The 17,099-nt window shown below is 70.5% G+C and carries 17 protein-coding genes; 4 read left to right on the forward strand and 13 right to left on the reverse strand.

Annotated elements, in window-relative coordinates; translation table 11 throughout:
- The first annotated feature begins 5 nt into the window (after positions 1-5).
- A complete protein-coding gene (ftsA, locus tag K2X73_RS09910; protein ID WP_294110421.1) occupies positions 6-1,265 on the forward strand; it encodes a cell division protein FtsA in 1,260 nt (419 codons plus the stop codon).
- Between the two features lie 105 nt (positions 1,266-1,370).
- On the forward strand, positions 1,371-2,813 hold the full coding sequence (ftsZ, locus tag K2X73_RS09915) for a cell division protein FtsZ (protein WP_294110423.1): 1,443 nt from the start codon (positions 1,371-1,373) through the stop codon (positions 2,811-2,813).
- A 507-nt stretch (positions 2,814-3,320) separates the two neighbouring features.
- On the opposite strand, the gene K2X73_RS09920 is transcribed toward ftsZ, so the two are convergent.
- The 3 genes from K2X73_RS09920 to K2X73_RS09930 form a co-directional block, all read right to left on the reverse strand.
- Positions 3,321-3,998 (reverse strand): nitroreductase, encoded by a 678-nt coding sequence (locus K2X73_RS09920; protein WP_294110425.1) that lies wholly within the window; start codon positions 3,996-3,998, stop codon positions 3,321-3,323.
- Between the two features lie 25 nt (positions 3,999-4,023).
- Positions 4,024-5,316: a hemolysin family protein gene (locus tag K2X73_RS09925; RefSeq protein ID WP_294110426.1), complete on the reverse strand. Its 1,293-nt coding sequence runs from the start codon at positions 5,314-5,316 to the stop codon at positions 4,024-4,026.
- Positions 5,317-5,765: 449 nt separating this feature from the next.
- The gene (locus K2X73_RS09930; protein ID WP_294110428.1) at positions 5,766-6,104 is read right to left on the reverse strand and encodes a hypothetical protein; all 339 of its coding nucleotides are present in this window, start codon (positions 6,102-6,104) and stop codon (positions 5,766-5,768) included.
- A 25-nt stretch (positions 6,105-6,129) separates the two neighbouring features.
- Here K2X73_RS09930 and K2X73_RS09935 point away from each other — a divergent pair, with 25 nt between their 5' ends.
- Positions 6,130-7,170, forward strand: coding sequence for a serine hydrolase (locus K2X73_RS09935; RefSeq protein ID WP_294110430.1), 1,041 nt, complete (start codon positions 6,130-6,132; stop codon positions 7,168-7,170).
- A gap of 152 nt (positions 7,171-7,322) precedes the next feature.
- Here K2X73_RS09935 and K2X73_RS09940 read toward each other — a convergent pair whose 3' ends face one another.
- From K2X73_RS09940 to dut, 7 genes are read right to left on the reverse strand one after another with little or no spacing between them, the layout of a single operon-like run.
- Entirely contained in the window at positions 7,323-8,120 is a 798-nt protein-coding gene (locus K2X73_RS09940) for a PhzF family phenazine biosynthesis protein (RefSeq protein WP_294110432.1), read from the reverse strand.
- Positions 8,117-9,091, reverse strand: coding sequence for a cation diffusion facilitator family transporter (locus K2X73_RS09945; RefSeq protein WP_294110436.1), 975 nt, complete (start codon positions 9,089-9,091; stop codon positions 8,117-8,119). Before K2X73_RS09945 ends, K2X73_RS09940 begins: the two co-directional genes overlap by 4 nt.
- On the reverse strand, positions 9,088-9,663 hold the full coding sequence (gene pdxH / locus K2X73_RS09950) for a pyridoxamine 5'-phosphate oxidase (RefSeq protein ID WP_294110438.1): 576 nt from the start codon (positions 9,661-9,663) through the stop codon (positions 9,088-9,090). The genes K2X73_RS09945 and pdxH overlap by 4 nt, the downstream gene beginning before the upstream one ends.
- A gap of 53 nt (positions 9,664-9,716) precedes the next feature.
- Positions 9,717-10,073 carry a DsrE family protein gene (locus tag K2X73_RS09955; protein ID WP_294110440.1) on the reverse strand — a complete coding sequence of 119 codons (357 nt, stop codon included), beginning with the start codon at positions 10,071-10,073 and terminating at the stop codon, positions 9,717-9,719.
- A complete protein-coding gene (gene moeB, locus K2X73_RS09960) occupies positions 10,064-10,813 on the reverse strand; it encodes a molybdopterin-synthase adenylyltransferase MoeB (protein WP_294110441.1) in 750 nt (249 codons plus the stop codon). Before moeB ends, K2X73_RS09955 begins: the two co-directional genes overlap by 10 nt.
- Entirely contained in the window at positions 10,810-11,172 is a 363-nt protein-coding gene (locus K2X73_RS09965) for a hypothetical protein (protein ID WP_294110443.1), read from the reverse strand. Before K2X73_RS09965 ends, moeB begins: the two co-directional genes overlap by 4 nt.
- A 28-nt stretch (positions 11,173-11,200) precedes the next feature.
- Positions 11,201-11,683, reverse strand: a complete 483-nt coding sequence (gene dut, locus K2X73_RS09970) for a dUTP diphosphatase (protein ID WP_294110446.1) — start codon at positions 11,681-11,683, stop codon at positions 11,201-11,203.
- A 76-nt stretch (positions 11,684-11,759) separates the two neighbouring features.
- Between dut and K2X73_RS09975 the strand changes: the two genes are divergently transcribed.
- Entirely contained in the window at positions 11,760-13,178 is a 1,419-nt protein-coding gene (locus K2X73_RS09975) for a glycosyltransferase (protein WP_294110448.1), read from the forward strand.
- A gap of 3 nt (positions 13,179-13,181) precedes the next feature.
- Here K2X73_RS09975 and K2X73_RS09980 read toward each other — a convergent pair whose 3' ends face one another.
- From K2X73_RS09980 to ubiB, 3 genes are read right to left on the reverse strand one after another with little or no spacing between them, the layout of a single operon-like run.
- Complete coding sequence (locus K2X73_RS09980) at positions 13,182-14,450, reverse strand: bifunctional phosphopantothenoylcysteine decarboxylase/phosphopantothenate synthase (RefSeq protein WP_294110450.1); 1,269 nt, start codon at positions 14,448-14,450, stop codon at positions 13,182-13,184.
- On the reverse strand, positions 14,447-15,562 hold the full coding sequence (locus tag K2X73_RS09985) for a hypothetical protein (RefSeq protein WP_294110451.1): 1,116 nt from the start codon (positions 15,560-15,562) through the stop codon (positions 14,447-14,449). Before K2X73_RS09985 ends, K2X73_RS09980 begins: the two co-directional genes overlap by 4 nt.
- A complete protein-coding gene (ubiB, locus tag K2X73_RS09990; protein ID WP_294110452.1) occupies positions 15,562-17,097 on the reverse strand; it encodes a 2-polyprenylphenol 6-hydroxylase in 1,536 nt (511 codons plus the stop codon). The genes K2X73_RS09985 and ubiB overlap by 1 nt, the downstream gene beginning before the upstream one ends.
- Between the last annotated feature and the right edge of the window lie 2 nt (positions 17,098-17,099).

Below are 17,099 nucleotides of genomic sequence, written 5' to 3' on the forward strand. Positions count from 1 at the left end.
GGCATATGGCGAAAGTAGCACCGGAAGGCTTGATCACCGCGCTCGACATCGGCTCGTCGAAAGTCTCGGCGATGATCGCGCAAAAGGCCGATGGCGGTGAGCTGATCGTGCTCGGCACCGGCCAGCGCGAGAGCCGGGGGGTGAAGCGCGGCTATATCGCCGATATGGGCGCGACCGAGGCGGCGGTGCGCGAGGCGGTGGAGCAGGCCGAGCGCATCGCCGGGATGAACATCGAGAATGTGTGGGTCGCCTTCTCCGCCGGCGGGCTGGTGTCCGATGTCGCCTCGGTCGAGGTCGAGCTGGGCGGGCACCGGGTCGAGCAGGGCGACATCGACGCGCTGCTCCAGGCCGGGCGCGAGTCGATCGATCCGGCGGGGCGGATGGTGCTCCACGCGCAGCCGACGCTCTACATGCTCGATCGCCGGACCGAGGTGAAGAACCCGCTCGGGCTCCATGCCGAAACGCTGGGCGTGCATATCCATGTCGTCGCCGCCGATGGCTCGCCGGTGCGCAATCTCGATCTGTGCGTGCGCTCGGCGCATCTGAACGTGAAATCGATCATCGGCGCACCGATCGCGACCGGCATGGCGTGCCTGTCCGACGAGGAGCGCGAGCTGGGCGTCGCGCTGGTCGAGCTGGGCGCGGGCATCACCAACGTCTCGCTGTTCGCGGGCGGGATGCTGGTCGGCCTCGCCTCGATCCCGATGGGCGCGGCGGACATCACCGACGACATCGCCTCCAGCTTCGGCACGCGCCGGGCGCAGGCGGAGCGGATGAAGTGCTTCCACGGCTCCGCCAATGCCAGCCCGCGCGACAATCACGACATGATCGACGTCGCGCCGATCTCCGCCGAGGAGGAAGGCGGCGAGGGCTCGCGCATTACCAAGGCGCAACTGATCGCGGTGATCCGCCAGCGGCTCGACCATCTGATGGCGGAGATCCGCAAGGCGCTGACCGAACTGGGGTTCGAGGGGCCGGTCGGGCGCCAGGTGGTGCTCACCGGCGGCGGCGCGGAGCTGAAGGGGATCGCCGATTACGCGCAGGTCGCGCTTGGCCGCTCGGTGCGCGTCGGCCGCCCGCGCGGGCTGACCGCGCTGCCCGAGGCGCATAGCGGCCCGGCCTTCGCGACGCTCGCCGGGCTCACCCATTATGCCGCCGCCAACCCGGTGGATTTGCGGGCGATCGTACCCGCCGGACAATTGGTCCACCGGCCGCAGGGCGGATGGCTCGCGCGCATGATCCGCGCGTTCCGGACGAATTATTAAGCAAATGTGGCAGCCCCGCGAATTTGCGCTAGTTAACGACCGGGGCTTTGTGCATGGTAACCTCCATCAACCCGGTGGTTGCGGGGGCGAGACGGAGTAGGGGCAATGAGCATCGATTTTCTTCCACCCGATGTCGATGAACTGACGCCGCGGATCGCGGTGATCGGCGTGGGCGGCGCGGGCGGCAACGCGATCGCCAACATGATGCGCGCGGGCGTGCAGGGGGTCGACTTCCTCGTCGCCAACACCGACGCGCAGGCGCTGAAGCAATCGGCGGCGAGCCAGCGCGTGCAGCTGGGCGCCAAGATCACGCAAGGGCTCGGCGCGGGCGCCCGGCCCGAGATCGGGCGCGCGGCGGCCGAGGAGACGATCGACTCGATCGCGCAGCTGCTCGACGGGGTGCATATGTGCTTCATCGCCGCCGGCATGGGCGGCGGCACCGGCACGGGGGCGGCGCCGGTGATCGCCAAGGCGGCGCGCGACATGGGCATCCTGACGGTGGGCGTCGTCACCAAACCGTTCGCGTTCGAAGGCGCGCGCCGATCGAAGGCGGCGGACGCCGGGATCGAGGAACTGCAGAAGTACGTCGATACCCTGATCGTGATCCCCAACCAGAATCTGTTCCTGATCGCGAACGCCAACACCACCTTCAAACAGGCCTTCGAAATGGCCGACGAGGTGCTGCAGCAGGGCGTGCGCGGTATCACCGATCTGATGGTGATGCCCGGCCTCATCAACCTGGACTTCGCCGACGTGCGTTCGGTGATGCAGGAAATGGGCAAGGCGATGATGGGCACGGGCGAAGCCGAAGGCGACGACCGCGCCCTGATCGCCGCGCAACAGGCGATCAACAACCCGCTGCTCGATGGCGTGTCGATGCAGGGCGCCAAGGGCGTGATCATCTCGATCACCGGCGGCGAGGACATGCGCCTGCTCGAGGTGGACGAGGCCGCGAACCATATTCGCGAGCTGGTCGATCCCGAAGCCAACATCATCTGGGGTTCGGCGTTCAATCCGGGCCTTGAGGGCAAGATCCGCGTCTCGGTGGTCGCGACCGGGATCGAGGCGCAGGCGCGTACCGAGCCGGCGCCGATGGCGGCCGAGCCCGCGCGCGGCTTCAGCTTCGCGCCCCCGCGCCGCGCCGAGGAGGAGCCCGAAGCGGTGGCGTCCGCCGATGCCGCACCCGCGCCGGTGAGCACGTTCGAGGACGCCCCGCCGCCGATCGCGGCGCCCGCCGAGGACGAACTGGTGCTGGGCGAAGAGAATGCGGTGCCGATCACGCCCGTCTTCACGCCCGCCGCGCCGGAACCCGCGGCCGAGGAGACGCCGGCGAGCCGTCGCCGCTGGCTCGCCGCCGGCGCCCCCGCCGCCGCGCCCGAGCCCGAGGTCGCGGCGCCCGAACCCGAGGCGCCGGCGCCCAAGCCCAAGCTGGGCGGCACGCTGTTCGAGCGGATGAGCAACGTGACACGCGGCACCCAGCGCGACGAGGGTGAGCGCGAAGGCGGGCTCGACATCCCGCGCTTCCTGCACCGGCAGAACAACCAGTAAGCCAAAGGGGCGGCGCGATGGAGCGCCGCCCTGTCATCGGGCTGGTAGGGGATGGCCGCGGTCTGCCGCCGCGCTGCCCGCGCTCAACCCGGAGCGTAGGCGGAAGCGCCGACCGGGGCTCCGCTCATGAGATGAGAACCACTTCCCCGGCGCAGGCCGGGGCCCAGTATCCCGTCCGAGCAAGGTCAGCGCGCGCCCTGAAGCCGCGCGCCGCTGGGCCCCGGCCTGCGCCGGGGAGGTCGGTAAGGGCTGAAGGCATTTCGCATCGGTCACAGCCAGATTCGGCGCGTCTCGCGTCAAATCGGCGGCGTTGGCGTAAGCCCTGATTGCCACTGCCGGTTGCGATGAACCTCTTCCCCGGCACAGGCCGGGGCCTAGTATCCCGCTCGCGCGAGGTCAGTGCGCCACATCAAGCCGCGCGCCGCTGGACCCCCTGCCTTCGCCGGGGAAGGTGAGAACGGCAGGAATCACGCCACACCGGGCGTGCCCGGTGCAGTGCGCATCGCGTCAGTCCGCAAACCCCAGAAAGGTCGCCGCCTCCGCCACCGGCTTGCGCTCGGAGACCACCGCATTGGCCGGGAATTGCTCGTCCGGCCAGCCGAGCGCGATCGCTTTCAGGATTACCTGGTGATCGGGAATGCGGGCGTGCTCGCGCACCACCGGCGATTGCATGATGCCCTGGCTGTTGATCACCGCGCCCAGCCCGCGCGACCAAGCGGCGTTGACGATGGCGTTACTCACCGCGCCGCAATCGAACGCGGTGTCGTCGCTGTCGGCGAGCGTGCGATCATAAGTGATGATGATGCACACCGGCGCGCCGAACTGGCGAAAGCCGCGCATCACCCAATCCTGGCGGCGCCCGGCATCATCGCGGGCGATGCCCATCGCGGCGAACAGCTGCTTGGCGACGGCGATCTGGCGCTCGCGGTGGATTCCGGCGAAGGGCTGGCCGGTGCGGAACTCGCGCGATTGCGGCACGCCTTCCAGCATCCGCGCGCTGTTGCCCGCGCGGATCGCCTCGAGCGGTGCGCCCGAGACGATGGTGAAGTTCCACGGCTGGGTGTTCATGCTGGAGGGGGCGCGCATCGCGAGCGCCAGGATCTCCTCGATCAGCCCGCGCGGCACGGGCTTGGGCAGGAACCCCCGGATGCTCCGCCGCCCCAGCACCACCTCGTCATAGGTCATCGCGCGCTCCCCCTCCCGCCGACCGTCACGCCGCGCTCACCAGCAGCTTGTCGATCCGCCGCCCGTCGAGATCGACCACCTCGAACCGCCAGCCCTGGAGGGTGAAGCTCTCGCCTTCGCCGGGCAGATGGCGGAACACCGCGAGCGCCAGCCCCGCGACGGTCGCATAGTCGCGGTTTTCGGGCAGATTGATCCCCAGCCGCTCGGCGAGCAGATCGGCGGCGGTCTGCCCCGCGACCAGCAGCGAGCCATCGTCGCGCTCGACGATCGCCGGCGCGTCATCGGGGTCGGCATCGGAGGCGAACTCGCCGGCGATCGCGGCGAGCAGGTTGGCCGGCGTCACGATGCCTTCGAAATGGCCATACTCGTCATGGATCAGCGCCATCGGCACTTCGGCGGCGCGCATCGTATCGAGCGCGTCCATCGCGTCGATCTGATCCAGCACCACCGGCGCCGGGCGCATCAGCGCGCGCAGGTTGAGCGCTTCGCCCCGGAACAGCGCCTGCGCCACGTCGCGCGCCTGCACCACGCCGATCACCGCGTCGACCGAGCCCTCGGCCACCGGCAGCCGGCTGTGCCCGCTCGCCATCAGCGCCTGGCGCACGCCCGCCTCGTCGAGATCGGCGTCGAGCCATTCGACATCGGTGCGCGGCGTCATCACCTCGCGCACCGGGCGATCGGCGAGGCGGACGACGCCCGAGATGATCGTGCGCTCATGCTCCTCGATCACCCCCGATTTGCTGGCTTCGGCGACGATCAGCTGCAGCTCCTCGGCGGTGACGTGATCCTCGGCATGGCCGGGCAGGCGCAGCAGCCAGAACAGCGCGCCGCTCGCCCCGTCGAGCAGCCAGACGAGCGGCGCGGCGGCGCGCGACAGCCAGATCATCGGCGCGGCGACCACCACCGCGATCGGCTCCGGCCGGCGCAAGGCGAGCCGCTTGGGCACCAGCTCGCCGATCACCAGCGACAGGAAGGTGGTGAGCCCGATCACCAGCACGATCGCCAGCGTCTCGGCGATGCCGGCGCTCATCCCGAGCCAGCGCAGCCGGTCGGTCACCGGCCCGCCCAGGCTCGCCCCCGAATAGGCGCCGGAGATCACCGCGATCAGGGTGATGCCGATCTGCACCGTGGACAGCAGCTTGCCCGGATCGCCGGCCAGGCGCAGCGCGGAGGCGGCACCGCGCCGCTTGGCGCGCACCATCGCCTCCAGCCGCGCCCGGCGCGCCGAGACGATCGCCAGTTCGGACGCCGCGAACACGCCATTCAGCAGCACCAGCGCGATGATGATCGCGAGATCGATCCAGGGAAAAGGTTGCATGGTCCGGCAACGCTCTTAGCCGCCGCGCGGGCGGTTCGACAACCGCCTGGCGCCAGCGGCTGGTGTGCGTCGCACCTAGATCGGCGGGGAGCTGCCCGTAACCGACCTCCTTCCCCGGCGAAGGCCGGGGCCCAGCATCGGTGCGTGAGGGATGCTGCGCGCAACATGGGCACCACGGGACACTGGACCCCGGCCTTCGCCGGGGACGGGCAAGATCGTTCAGGCAAGCGGGCGCGGGCGATGTGGTGGCGATGCGCGATTGACTCGCGGCGGCGCCGTCCGTTGGTTGGTTGTGCGGGGAAGCGGCGTTCAACCCACCGTCTTCCCCGGCGTAGGCCGGGGGCCAGCATCGGTGCGTGGGGGGTGGGGGGCGCACTTGGGCACCGCGGGATACTGGGCCCCGGCCTTCGCCGGGGAAGGGCGAAGGTTGTCGTGCGCCGCTTATTCCCTCAATGCACCTTGAGCGGTTTGCCCTTGAACGGCTCCGCCTGGCAGCCGAGCAGCGGGTCGAACGTCGCGCGGCGGCTGGCGATCAGCGGCACAGAGGCGGTGACGCTCTTGGTCGCCGGATCGTCGGCGAGGCGGATCACTTCCATCCCCAGCTCGAAATCCTTGTAGCACTGGCCGATCGGGCGGTTACCGATATAGCGGCACGCGCAGGCGACGCGCGCGGCATAGCCGACCCCCAGCTCCAGCTGCGCGCGGCGCTGCTCGATATAGAGCCAGCCGGCGACGAGCGCTGCGATCACGATCAGGATCAGGCCGAAGCCAAGCCGTCTTGCCATCATCGGGGGCCACTCTATCGTCGGGGGGATGACGCGCAAGCCGATCCTGCTCGCCCCCTTGGCCGCGCTCGCGCTGGGGAGCGCAGCGCCGAGCCAGACGCCCGATATCCTCAGCCCCCTGTTCGCCGCCGATCAGGGCGACGCGCGCGCGGCGATATTGGTCGAGGATGGGCGGGTGATCGCCAAGCGCTATGCGCCGGGCTATTCGGACGCCAACCGCTTCATCAGCTGGTCCACCGCCAAGACGATGACGGCGATGCTGGTCGGCGAACTGGTGAGCGACGGCAAGCTCCAGCTCGACGCGCCGGCGCCCGTCGCCGAATGGCGCAGGCCCGGTGATCCCCGCGCAAAAATCACGCTGCGCCAGTTGCTCAACATGGCATCGGGGCTGCGGCATAGCGAAGTCGGCGATCCGGTGGAAAGGTCAGACACCAATCAGGTGCTGTTCGTCTCGGGGACTGCGGGCATGGCGGCGCGCGCGATCAACGTGCCGCTGGAGGCGGCGCCGGGGGCGAAGTTCGAATATAGTTCGCTGACGACGATCATCCTGGCGGAGATCGTCACCCGCACGCTCACCCCCAGCCGCGATCCGCGCGTGCGGGCCGCGGCCTATCGCGATTTCGCGTTCGAGCGGCTCTATCGCCCCGCCGGCGCGACCGGCGCGTTCCTGGAGTTCGACGGCGCCGGGACGCAGATCGGCGGCTCGCTGATCCATCTGCACCTGAGCGACTTTGTGGCGCTGGGGCAGGTGCTGCTCGACGGGCGTGGGGCGGGGGGCGTGCAGGTCGTGGCGCCCGACTGGCTCGCCTTCATGAAGACGCCCTCGCCTAGGAAGGCGGTCTATGGCGGCCAGACCTGGCTCAACCATTTCCCGGACGAGGCGGTGGGCCAGCCACCGATCGCCTCGATGAACGGGCATCTGGGGCAATATGTCGTCACCTTCCGCGCCAAGGGCCGTGACGGGCAAGAGCATGGCTATGTGCTGGTGCGGCTGGGGAACAGCCGCGAGGACCGGCTGCACGAGGTCGAGGTGGCGGTGGGGAAAGTGGTGAAGGCGGTGACGGGGTAGGGTTCGGAGTAGCTCCAGCTCCTCCCCTGCAAGGGGAGGGGGACCGCGCGAAGCGTGGTGGAGGGGTATCGCCATCGAACTGCCGGGAACACCCCTCCGTCAGGCGCTAGCGCGCCTGCCACCTCCCCTTGCAGGGGAGGAGCTGGCGGCGCTCAAAGCAACAGCGTCCCCTCGATCACCGTCACCGCCTTGCCGCTGAGTACCGCGCGGTCGCCCTCCAGCGTGCAGCCGAGATGCCCGCCGCGCTTGGAGGCCTGGAAGGCGGTGAAGCTCGGCCGCCCCAGCCGCTGCGCCCAATAAGGCGTCAGCACCGCGTGGGCCGAGCCGGTCACCGGGTCTTCGTCGATCCCTGCACCGGCGGCGAAGACGCGGCTTACGACATCGGTGTCGCGGCCCGGCGCGGTGACGATCGTCAGCACATCGCCCTCGGCGGCGAGCGCGCGGAAGTTGGGGGCGAGCGCGTGGATCTGGTCCTCCTCCGCCAGCACCACCACGCCGTAGCGGTGCGGGTGCCACAAGGTCTCGACCGCCGCGCTCAGGCCGAGGCCGGCGAGAATCGCGGGGAGCGGCTTGGGTTCGGGTTTCCACGCGGGGAGTGCCATGCGATAGGCATCGCCGTCGCGCGCGACTTCGAGTTGCCCGGCGCGGCGGGTGCGGAACGTGACGCGGTCGCGCGAAGGATCGGCGCTCAGCAGATAATGGCCGCTGGCGAGCGTCGCATGGCCGCACAGCACCACTTCGGTGGCGGGGGTGAACCAGCGCAGCTCATAATCCGCCGCGCCGCTCGCGTCGGGCAGGAAGAAGGCGGTTTCGCTGAGGTTGTTCTCGGCCGCGATCGCGAGCAGCACCGCGTCGTCGAGCCACGCTTCGAGCGGCACCACCGCCGCCTGGTTGCCGGTGAAGGGGCGGCTGGCGAAAGCGTCGATCTGGGCGAAGGGCAGGCGGGTCACAGCGGTTTCAACTCCTTCAATTTGGCGACCAGATCGGCCTCGACCAGATCATTGCCGGGGTGATCGATATGGCCTTCGGGATCGAGGTGGATGAACACCTCGGTGCCCGGAAATTCGGCGCCCAGGTCGCGCTCGATCCGCTCGACCACGTCATGCGCCGCCGCCACCGACATTTGGGGATCGACCCAGACGTGGAACTGCACGAAATCATGTGAGCCGCTGGTGCGGGTGCGCAGATCGTGCAGGCCGCGCACCGCCGGGTGGCGGCTGGCGACCTCGACGAAGGCGCGGCGGCGTTCCTCGGGCCATTCCTTGTCCATCAGCTGGTCGATCGCCGCGTTCGACGAGCGCCACGCGCCCCACAGCAGCCATAGCGCGATGGCGAGGCCGAACACCGGGTCCGCCCCCGCCCAGCCGAGGAAATGATCGAGCGCGAGCGCCACGATCACCGCGATGTTGAGCGCGAGGTCCGACTGGTAGTGGACATGATCGGCGCGGATCGCGACCGAGCCCGTCTTGGCGATCACATGGCGCTGATAGGCGAGCAGGCCAAGCGTGAGCCCGACCGCGATCAGCGAGGCGATGATGCCGAACTCGGCATCGGTGGTCGGCGCGCTCGCCACCAGCCGCTGCACCGCGCGCGCGAAAATGGCGAGCGCCGAGGCCGCGATCAGCGCGACCTGGAACAGCGCGACCAGTGCCTCCGCCTTGCCATGGCCGAAGCGGTGATCGTGATCGGCGGGCTGCGCGGCGAGCCGCACGCCGAACAACGTCATCAGCGAGGCGCCGAAATCGAGCCCGGTATCGGCGAGCGACGCCAGCATCGCGACCGATCCCGTGCGCCACGCCGCATAGGCCTTGATCCCGATCAGCAGCGCGGCGGTACACACGCTCGCGATCGCGGCGCGTTGGGTGAGCCGGCCAACCGACGCGCGGTGATCGGCCGCGGCCTGGTGGTGATTGTCGGTCATGGGTACAGCAATCCCTCGGCCCAGCCGTCGTCCGCGCGGGTAAACAGCCGGCGTTCGTGCAGGCGGAAAGCGCGGTCCTGCCAGAATTCGATCCGTTCGGGGGCAACGCGGTAGCCCGACCAATGCGGGGGACGCGGCACGGCGCCGCCTTCGAAACGCGCCTTCACCTCGGCGAAGCGTTCCTCGAACAGCGCGCGGCTGGCGAGCGGGCGCGACTGGTCGCTCGCCCAGGCGCCGAGCTGCGAGTCGCGCGGGCGGGTGGCGAAATAGGCATCGGCCTCGGCATCGCTCACCGGGCTCACCGGGCCTTCGATCCGCACCTGCCGGCGCAGCGATTTCCAGTGGAACAGCAGCGCGGCCCGCGCGTGCGCCGCCAGATCGGCGCCCTTGCGGCTCTGCTGGTTGGTGTAGAACACGAAGCCGCGCGCATCATGGCCCTTCAGCAGCACCGTGCGCAGCCCCAGCCGCCCGTCCGCATCGGCGGTGGCGAGCGCCATCGCGTTGGGATCGTTGGGCTCGCTGGTGGTCGCTTCGGCGAACCAGGCATCGAACAGGGCGAAGGGATCGGTCATGCGGGGGCTTTAGCGGAGCTTGGGGCGGGGGGGAACCTTGGGTCGCGCGCGGCTCAAACGCACACCAGCCGCCCGCCGGCCTGGAGCAGGCTCACCAGCCCCCCGGCCTCGACCCCGGCGACCAGATCGGGCAGGCCGAGCCCGGCAAGCGCCAGCCCGGTCTGGCACGCGATCAGCGCCACGCCCGCCTCATGCGCCATCGCCAGCAGCGCCAGCCGATCGGGCAAGCCGGCGGCGGCGAGCGCCTCGCCCCCGTCATCCGCGCGCGGCGCGGCGGCGAGCAGCGCGACCGCGCCTTCGTGCGCGTACACCCGCGCCGGCTCGCCCAACGCGGCGGCGGCGAGCGCGAGGCTGAGCGCGGCGCGGGCGCGCGTGGCGTCGGTCGCGATCAGCATCACCGTCAGCGACATGCCGGGCACCCCGGGTCCTTGGGCAGCGCGAGGGTGCGGAAGCGCAGGTCGAGCGCGTCGATCAGCAGCAGTCGCCCGGCGCTCTCCGCCCCGAAGCCGGCGATCAGCCGGATCGCCTCGAGCGCTGCGAGGCTGCCGAGCAGCCCGGTAAGCGCGCCGAGCACGCCATCCTCGGCGCAACTGGTGCCCGCGCGCTCGGGATCGTTGCCGACGAAGCAGCGATAGCAGGGCTTGTCCGCGTCCCAGCCGCGGAACACGCCGAGCTGCCCCTCGAACTGGCCGACCGCGGCGGAGACCAGCGGCTTGCGTGACGCGAGCGCGGCGTCGGCGACCGCCAGCCGGGTCGCGAAATTGTCGCACCCGTCGATCACCACGTCCGCGGCGCCGAGCAGTTCAGCCGCATTGTCGCCGTCGATCCGCGCCCGCTGGGCGATCACCCGCACCTCCGGGTTCAGCCGCGCGACCGCCGCCGCCGCCGCCGCCACCTTCGGCTCGCCCAGATCGGCCATGCCATAGAGCGTCTGGCGCTGAAGGTTGCTGAGCGCCACCACATCATCGTCGATCAGCGTCAGCGTGCCGACGCCCGCGCCCGCCAGATATTGGATCGCCGGCGCCCCGATCCCGCCCGCGCCGACCAGCGCGACATGAGCGCCCAGCAGCGCCGCCTGGCCGGCGCCGCCGATTTCCTTCAGGATCAACTGCCGGGCATAACGATCGAGCTGCGCGTCGGTAAGGCTCATCCGGTCCAATCAAAGTCCAGCCGCAGGCGATACCAGCCGATCCGGCGTGCCCGCCGCGCGAGATTGCCCCGCGCCCAGCCGGTTGCAAGCCCCGCGGCGAATTGTTCGACCGTGGGGCAATCGATCGCGCGCGGCACGCTCGCCGCCACCGTGCCGTCGTGGTCGATCAGTAGCGCGACATCGAGCGACAGATGCGGCATGGCCTCGGGCCGGGCGCAGTGCCCCTGGGCATATTCCCCCGCGACGAACTGGCTCGATTCGGCTGACACGTGCCGTTCCTCGCGCAGGCGCAGCGGTGGCATCATGTCCCAGGCGGGCATCGGCGGCATGTCGATCAGCAGGGACAGGGCGAGGATCATCGTTTCTCCATCGGCCCCCCGGCCGAGGTCAACGCACGTTAACCCCGGTCGATCCAAAGCCCGCTTCGCCGCGTTTGGTCTGGGTGCTGAAATCCTCGACGATCGCGAATTCGGGGCGCGCGATCGGCAGGAACACCAATTGCGCGATGCGGTCCCCGGGCTGGATCGTGAACGGCGCCGAGCCCGGCGGGGTGCGCAGCCACGCGCTGATGAAAATCTGGTTGGTATAGTCGGCGTCTATCGTCCCCACCGCCTGCCCCAGCACCAGCCCATGCCGATGCCCCAGCCCGGAGCGCGCGAGCAGGAAGGCGACCAGATGCGGATCGTTCATCAGCACCGCGATGCCGGAGGGGATCAGCACGGCGGGCGCCTGCGGCTCCAGCGTCAGCGGCGCGTCGATACAGGCGTGCAGATCAATCCCCGCCGAAAGCGCCGTCTGGTAGCGCGGCAGCCCCCATTCGTGCAGCCGGGGGTCGAGGATCTTGAGTTCGATGCGCGGGGTAAGGCTCATGGCGCCTGCCTAGCCGGGGGCGGGGGTGGGCGGCAATGTTTAACCGCGCGCTAGGATCGGCGCGGTTATGGCACGCATGATGCCAAACCTGTTCTCCCCGCAGCCCTGGTGGGCGCGCGCGAGCTGGGCGCTGCTCTCGCTGATCGTGGCGTACGGCCTGTTCGCGACGCCTTCGCTGGCGATGCGCTGGGGCGCGGCGCCGGCGGGCGGGCTGTTGATGGTGGCGTGGCTGGGTGCTTGCGCGCTGGCCTGGATCGCGGCCGGGCGGCGCGCGCTGGTGCCGGCAGTGCTGCTGCTCGCGCTCGCCGGGCGGATCGTGGCGGGGTGGCTGAGCGACGGCAGGGTCTCGCCCGGCGATCCGCACAGCTATCTGCTCCTCGCCGAGCATCTGCGCGCCGGAACCGGACTGTGGATCGACGAGCCGTTCATGGGGCTGCGGGTATGGGCGCTCTATCCGCCGGCCTATCCGCTGCTGCTCGCCGGGTGGACGCTGGCGTTCGGCGCGGGCACGGCGAGCCTGCTCGCGCTGTCCGGCGCGCTCGATCTGGCGAGCGTGGCGCTTGTCGCCAGCATCGGCCGGGCGATCGGCGCGCCGCTCGCCGGGCGGCGCGCGGGGTTGCTGCTGCTGTTGTGGCCCGCCGCTTGGTTCGACGCGCCGCTCGCCCAGAAGGAGTCGCTCGCCATCCTGCTCGTGCTGGCGATCGCGCGGTTGTGGCTCGCCGAGCGCCCGCCGGTGGTCGCGCTGGGGGTGGCGGCGGGGTTGCTCGCGCTCACCCAGCCGGGTTGGGCGCCGATCGCGGGGCTGTTCGGGCTCGCTTTGGGCTGGCGGCTCGGGGTGGCCCAGCTTGTGCGGTGCGGCGGGATCGCGGCGGCGGTCGCCGTGCTCGTAATGCTGCCCTGGTGGCTGCGCAACGCGGCGCTGTTCGGCGCTTTCGTGCCGCTCACCAGCGCGGGCGGGGTGAGTCTGTGGATCGGCAACCATGCCGGGGCGAGCGGGGTGTGGGAGCCCGAGCCGCCCGGCTGGCGCGGCCTGCCCGAGCTGGCCTATGGCGCGCGCGCCTCGGCGGAGGCCAAGGCGTGGATCATCGCCCATCCGCTGGGCTTCGCCTGGCTGAACCTCGCCAAATTGCTCCGCGCAACCGGGGCGGGGGATTTCGCGCTGGTGCGGCTGGCGGCGATGCGCCCGCCGCTCACGGGGGCGGCCGCCGCCTTATGGCTGCCGCTGCTCCAGGGCGCGCAGTTGCTGCTGTGGGCGGCGAGCCTCGCCGCCGCGCGCTGGCGCGATGATGCCGCCGCGCGCACCGCGCTGCTGCTGGTCGCCGCCGGGTTCGCGCAGCTGCTGCTGTTCGGCGTCTGGTTCGAATTTGGCGAGCGCCACCGCGCGTTCATGACGCCGCTGCTGATGCTGCTGGTGGCGGTGTGGGGATCGCCGCGCGGGGCGAAGCGGGGCGCGCGCGAAGCCGCAAGGGTGGCGCGGGAGTTGGTCGCGGCTTAAGCGCTAGCCGTGCGTCAGCGCCTCGGCGATCCGCGCCGCGAGCAGCCGCGCGACCTCGGCCTTGGGAGCCTCGGGCCAGCTTTCCACCCCGTCGGCGCGGACCAGATGCACCGCGTTCGCCTCGCCCCCCATCACCGTGCCCGACACGTCGTTGGCGACGATCCAGTCCGCCCCCTTGCGCGCGAGCTTGGCCTGGGCGTGCTCGATCACCCGCTCGGTCTCCGCCGCGAACCCCACCACCAGCCGGGGCCGGCGCTCGTGCCGGGCGAGGCCCGCCAGGATGTCGGGATTCTCGACGAGTTGGAGCGCTGGGGTGCCGCCTTGCTTCTTCAGCTTCTGCGCCGCCGCCGCGACCCGCCAGTCGGCGACCGCGGCGACCAGCACCGCGCCGTCCGCCGGCAGCGCCGCCTCGACCGCCGCCGCCATCTCGAGCGCGGTCTCGACATTGATCCGCGTCACCCCGGCGGGGGTGGCGAGCGTCACCGGCCCCGCGACCAACGTGACCCGCGCGCCGAGCGTGGCGAGCGCCCCGGCGATCGCGAAACCCTGTTTGCCGGATGATCGATTGGCGAGATAGCGCACCGGATCGATCGGCTCGTGCGTCGGTCCGGCGGTAACGATCAGGTGACTGCCCGAGAGCGGCTTGGCAGCGGCTGGCGGCGGCGTTGCGTTGCTCGGGAGGGGCGCGGCAGTGCCCGGCAGCGGCGCGGGCGTGCCCGGCAGGGGCAGCGGGCGCGCATTTTCCAGCATCGCCAGGATCGCGGCGTGGATCGCGTCGGGCTCGGGCAGGCGCCCGGGGCCGAACTCGCCGCACGCCATCGGCCCTTCATCGGGTTCGAGCAGCGTGACACCATCGGCGCGTAACTGATTGAGATTGCGCTGAGTCGCGGGGTGGTGCCACATCCGTACGTTCATCGCGGGCGCGGCGAGCACCGGCTTGTCGGTCGCGAGCAGTAAAGTGGTGGCTAAGTCATTCGCGATCCCAGCGGCCATCTTTGCAAGTAAATCGGCGCTCGCCGGTACGACGGCCACTAGATCAGCCTCGCGGCTCAACTGGATATGGCCGATTTCGGTCTCGTCCTTTAAGTCCCAAAGGCTGGTATGGACCGGGTTTTCAGACAAGGCGGCGAGCGTCATCGGCGTCACGAACTGCGCGCCCGCCTCGGTTAGTACGCAGCGCACGGCGATGCCGCTTTTCTTCAGCAGCCGCACCAGGGTACACGCCTTGTAGGCCGCGATCCCGCCACCGACGATCAGGAGCACGCGCTTCATCGCTTCAGCCTCGTCACGGTGATGCGGCGCCGGGCGGCGGCGCTGGTCCAGAGATCGCGCACGGTATCGGGCAGAAAAGCAAGGCCGATCAACAGGGTAGGCGCGGCGAGCAGCCCCCAGTAGAAATTGTTCGCCCGCGCGAATAGCGCGAGCAGTGCCCCGTAAGCGGCGATCGTCGCGAGCACCCGCCGCGCGCGCGGATCGGCCCAGCCGCTCCAGCCGATCAGCGCCGCCCCCACCAGCGGCGCCGCGATCAGCAGCGGCAGCTCGGCGAGCGCGGTCGACAGCGTCATCACCTTCACGAAATAGCCAAAGCCCAACAGCCCATGCCAGCCGGGCGAGACCGCGTCGTCCACCGTCACCACCCGCGAAACCGCCCAGGCGTGGCAGGTGACGACGACCGCCAGCACGCCCAGCGCGCCGACCCAGCCCCACGCCTCGCCCCGCCGCCGCTCGATCAGCGCGAGGCCCAGCATCACCAGCGCGTAGAGCGCCGCCGTCTCGCGCACCAGCATCGCGATCAGCGCCACCCCGATCGCGTCGCGCGCCGCCCCCGGCCGCCACAGCGCAAGCGACAGCGCGATCAGCGGCCCGGCCCATACCTCGTGGAGCGGGATCAGGCTCGGCTGGACGAACACGATCATCGCCGCGCCGAGCAGCACCAGCGCCAGCACCAGCGCGAGCGGACGCACGAAGGCCGGGCGCAGCACCCGATACCAGGCAAAGCCCACCCCCGCCGCGAGCGCATAGAGCAGCGCGATCACCAGCGCCGGCGGCAGATAGGCCTGCACCATCGCCAGCGTCGGCAGGCGGAAGGTGACGAAGGGTTTCAGCGGAAACTCACCCCGCCGCAGCGCGTCGGCGGCGACGGTGTAGTAGTTGCCGCCCCCCCGCACCCCGGCCGCGATCGATTCATACAGCATGATGTCGGTCACGTTGCTCGCCGGATCGCCGGGCACGGCTTGCGCCTGGGGCGGCGGCGGGATCGAGAGCGCGGCGAGGCAGGCGAGCAGAAGCACCGCCCAGATCAGCGCGATCGCGCGAGCGCGGGGAGCGTCGAGCCCGGCATAGGCGCTTGGGGCGGCGAGCCACAGCGACGCCCGCGCGCTCATCAGCCGAGCACCAGCCAGGCGAGCAAGGCGCCGGTGAACCCGCTCAGCAGCCCGACCGTGGCATAGCGCCAGCCAGCGCCGATGCGTACCAGCTCGACGGGTTTGAGCGGCGGTGCAGGCGGCGCGCCGCCGGGGCTGGGGAAGTGACGCTCGATATTGCGCACCAGCTCGGGCAGGCGGGCGAGGGTGCGGACATCCTCGATCAACCGATCGGCGATCGCCGTCTCCGGCCCCAATTCGGTGCGAATCCATTCGCGCACGAAGGGAGCGGCCGTCTCCCACATGTTGATCTCGGGATCGAGCGCGGTCGCGACCCCCTCCACCATCACCATCGTCTTCTGCAGCAGCAGCAGATGGGGTTGGGTCTGCATGTCGAAGTCGCGGGTGATGTTGAACAGCCCGTCGAGCATCTGGCCGACCGACATGTCCTTCACCGCCATGCCGCGCATCGGCTCGCCGACCGCACGGAGCGCCGTCGCGAACTCACCGACATTATGATGCGGCGGCACATAGCCCGCCTCGAAATGGATTTCCGCCACGCGCCGGTAATTGCCGGTTATCAGGCCATAGAGAATCTCGGCGAGCCAAACGCGCGCGCGCCGGTCGATGCGGCCCATGATGCCGAAATCGATCGCCGCCAGCCGGTCCCCGGGCAGCGCGAACAAATTGCCCTGATGAAGATCGGCATGGAAGAACCCTTCCGCGATCGCCTGGCGCAGGAACGCCTGCACCAGCGTCTGCGCAAGCCGTGCCGGGTTGTGCCCGGCGGCAAGCAACTGATCGCGCTTGGAAAGCTTGATCCCCTCGATCCATTCGAGCGTGAGCACGCGCCCCGTGGTTCGCTGCCAATCGATCTTGGGCACGACGAAATCGGGCTCGGCGATCATCGATTCGGCGAGTTCACTCGCCGAGGCGGCCTCGCGTCGCAGATCGAGTTCGCGCGCGGTCCAGCGCTTGAACGTCTCGATCACCAGCCGCAGGCGCAGCCGGCTCAGCTCGCCGCCAAACGCCTCGAGATGCGCCGCAGCCCATTCATAGGTGTCGATCGCCTTGGCGAATTCTTCCTCGACGCCCGGGCGGAGCACTTTCACCGCCACCTGCCGGCCATCGGTGGTGATCGCGCGGTGGACCTGCGCGATCGACGCGGCGCCAACGGGCTTGGGATCGATCTCGGCGAAAATCTGGTCGAGCGGGCGACCGAAGCTGTTACGCAGCGCCGCTTCGATCACGGCGTAGGGCAGGGGCGGCACCGCGTCCTGCAGCCGCTCGAGATCGCGCGCGGCGTCCTCGCCGATCAGATCGGGGCGGGTCGCCAGCGTCTGCCCCAGCTTGATCGCGGGCGGCCCGATCGCCTCGAGCGCGTCGGCATAAGCGGGCGTCGCCGGCACCCGCGCGCCGAGCCGGGCGATGCGACACAGCCGGCGCACCGGCGCGGGGGTGTTGGGATCGCGCTCGATCCCGCGCAACGCCCCGTGGCGAGCGAGCGTGCGGCCCCATTTGAGCAGCCGCCACAGATGAATGGCAGGCGCCGTCACGC

Origin of the sequence: Sphingomonas sp., from assembly GCF_019746665.1 — a bacterium.
In the GTDB taxonomy this organism is placed as follows: Bacteria; Pseudomonadota; Alphaproteobacteria; order Sphingomonadales; family Sphingomonadaceae; genus Sphingomonas.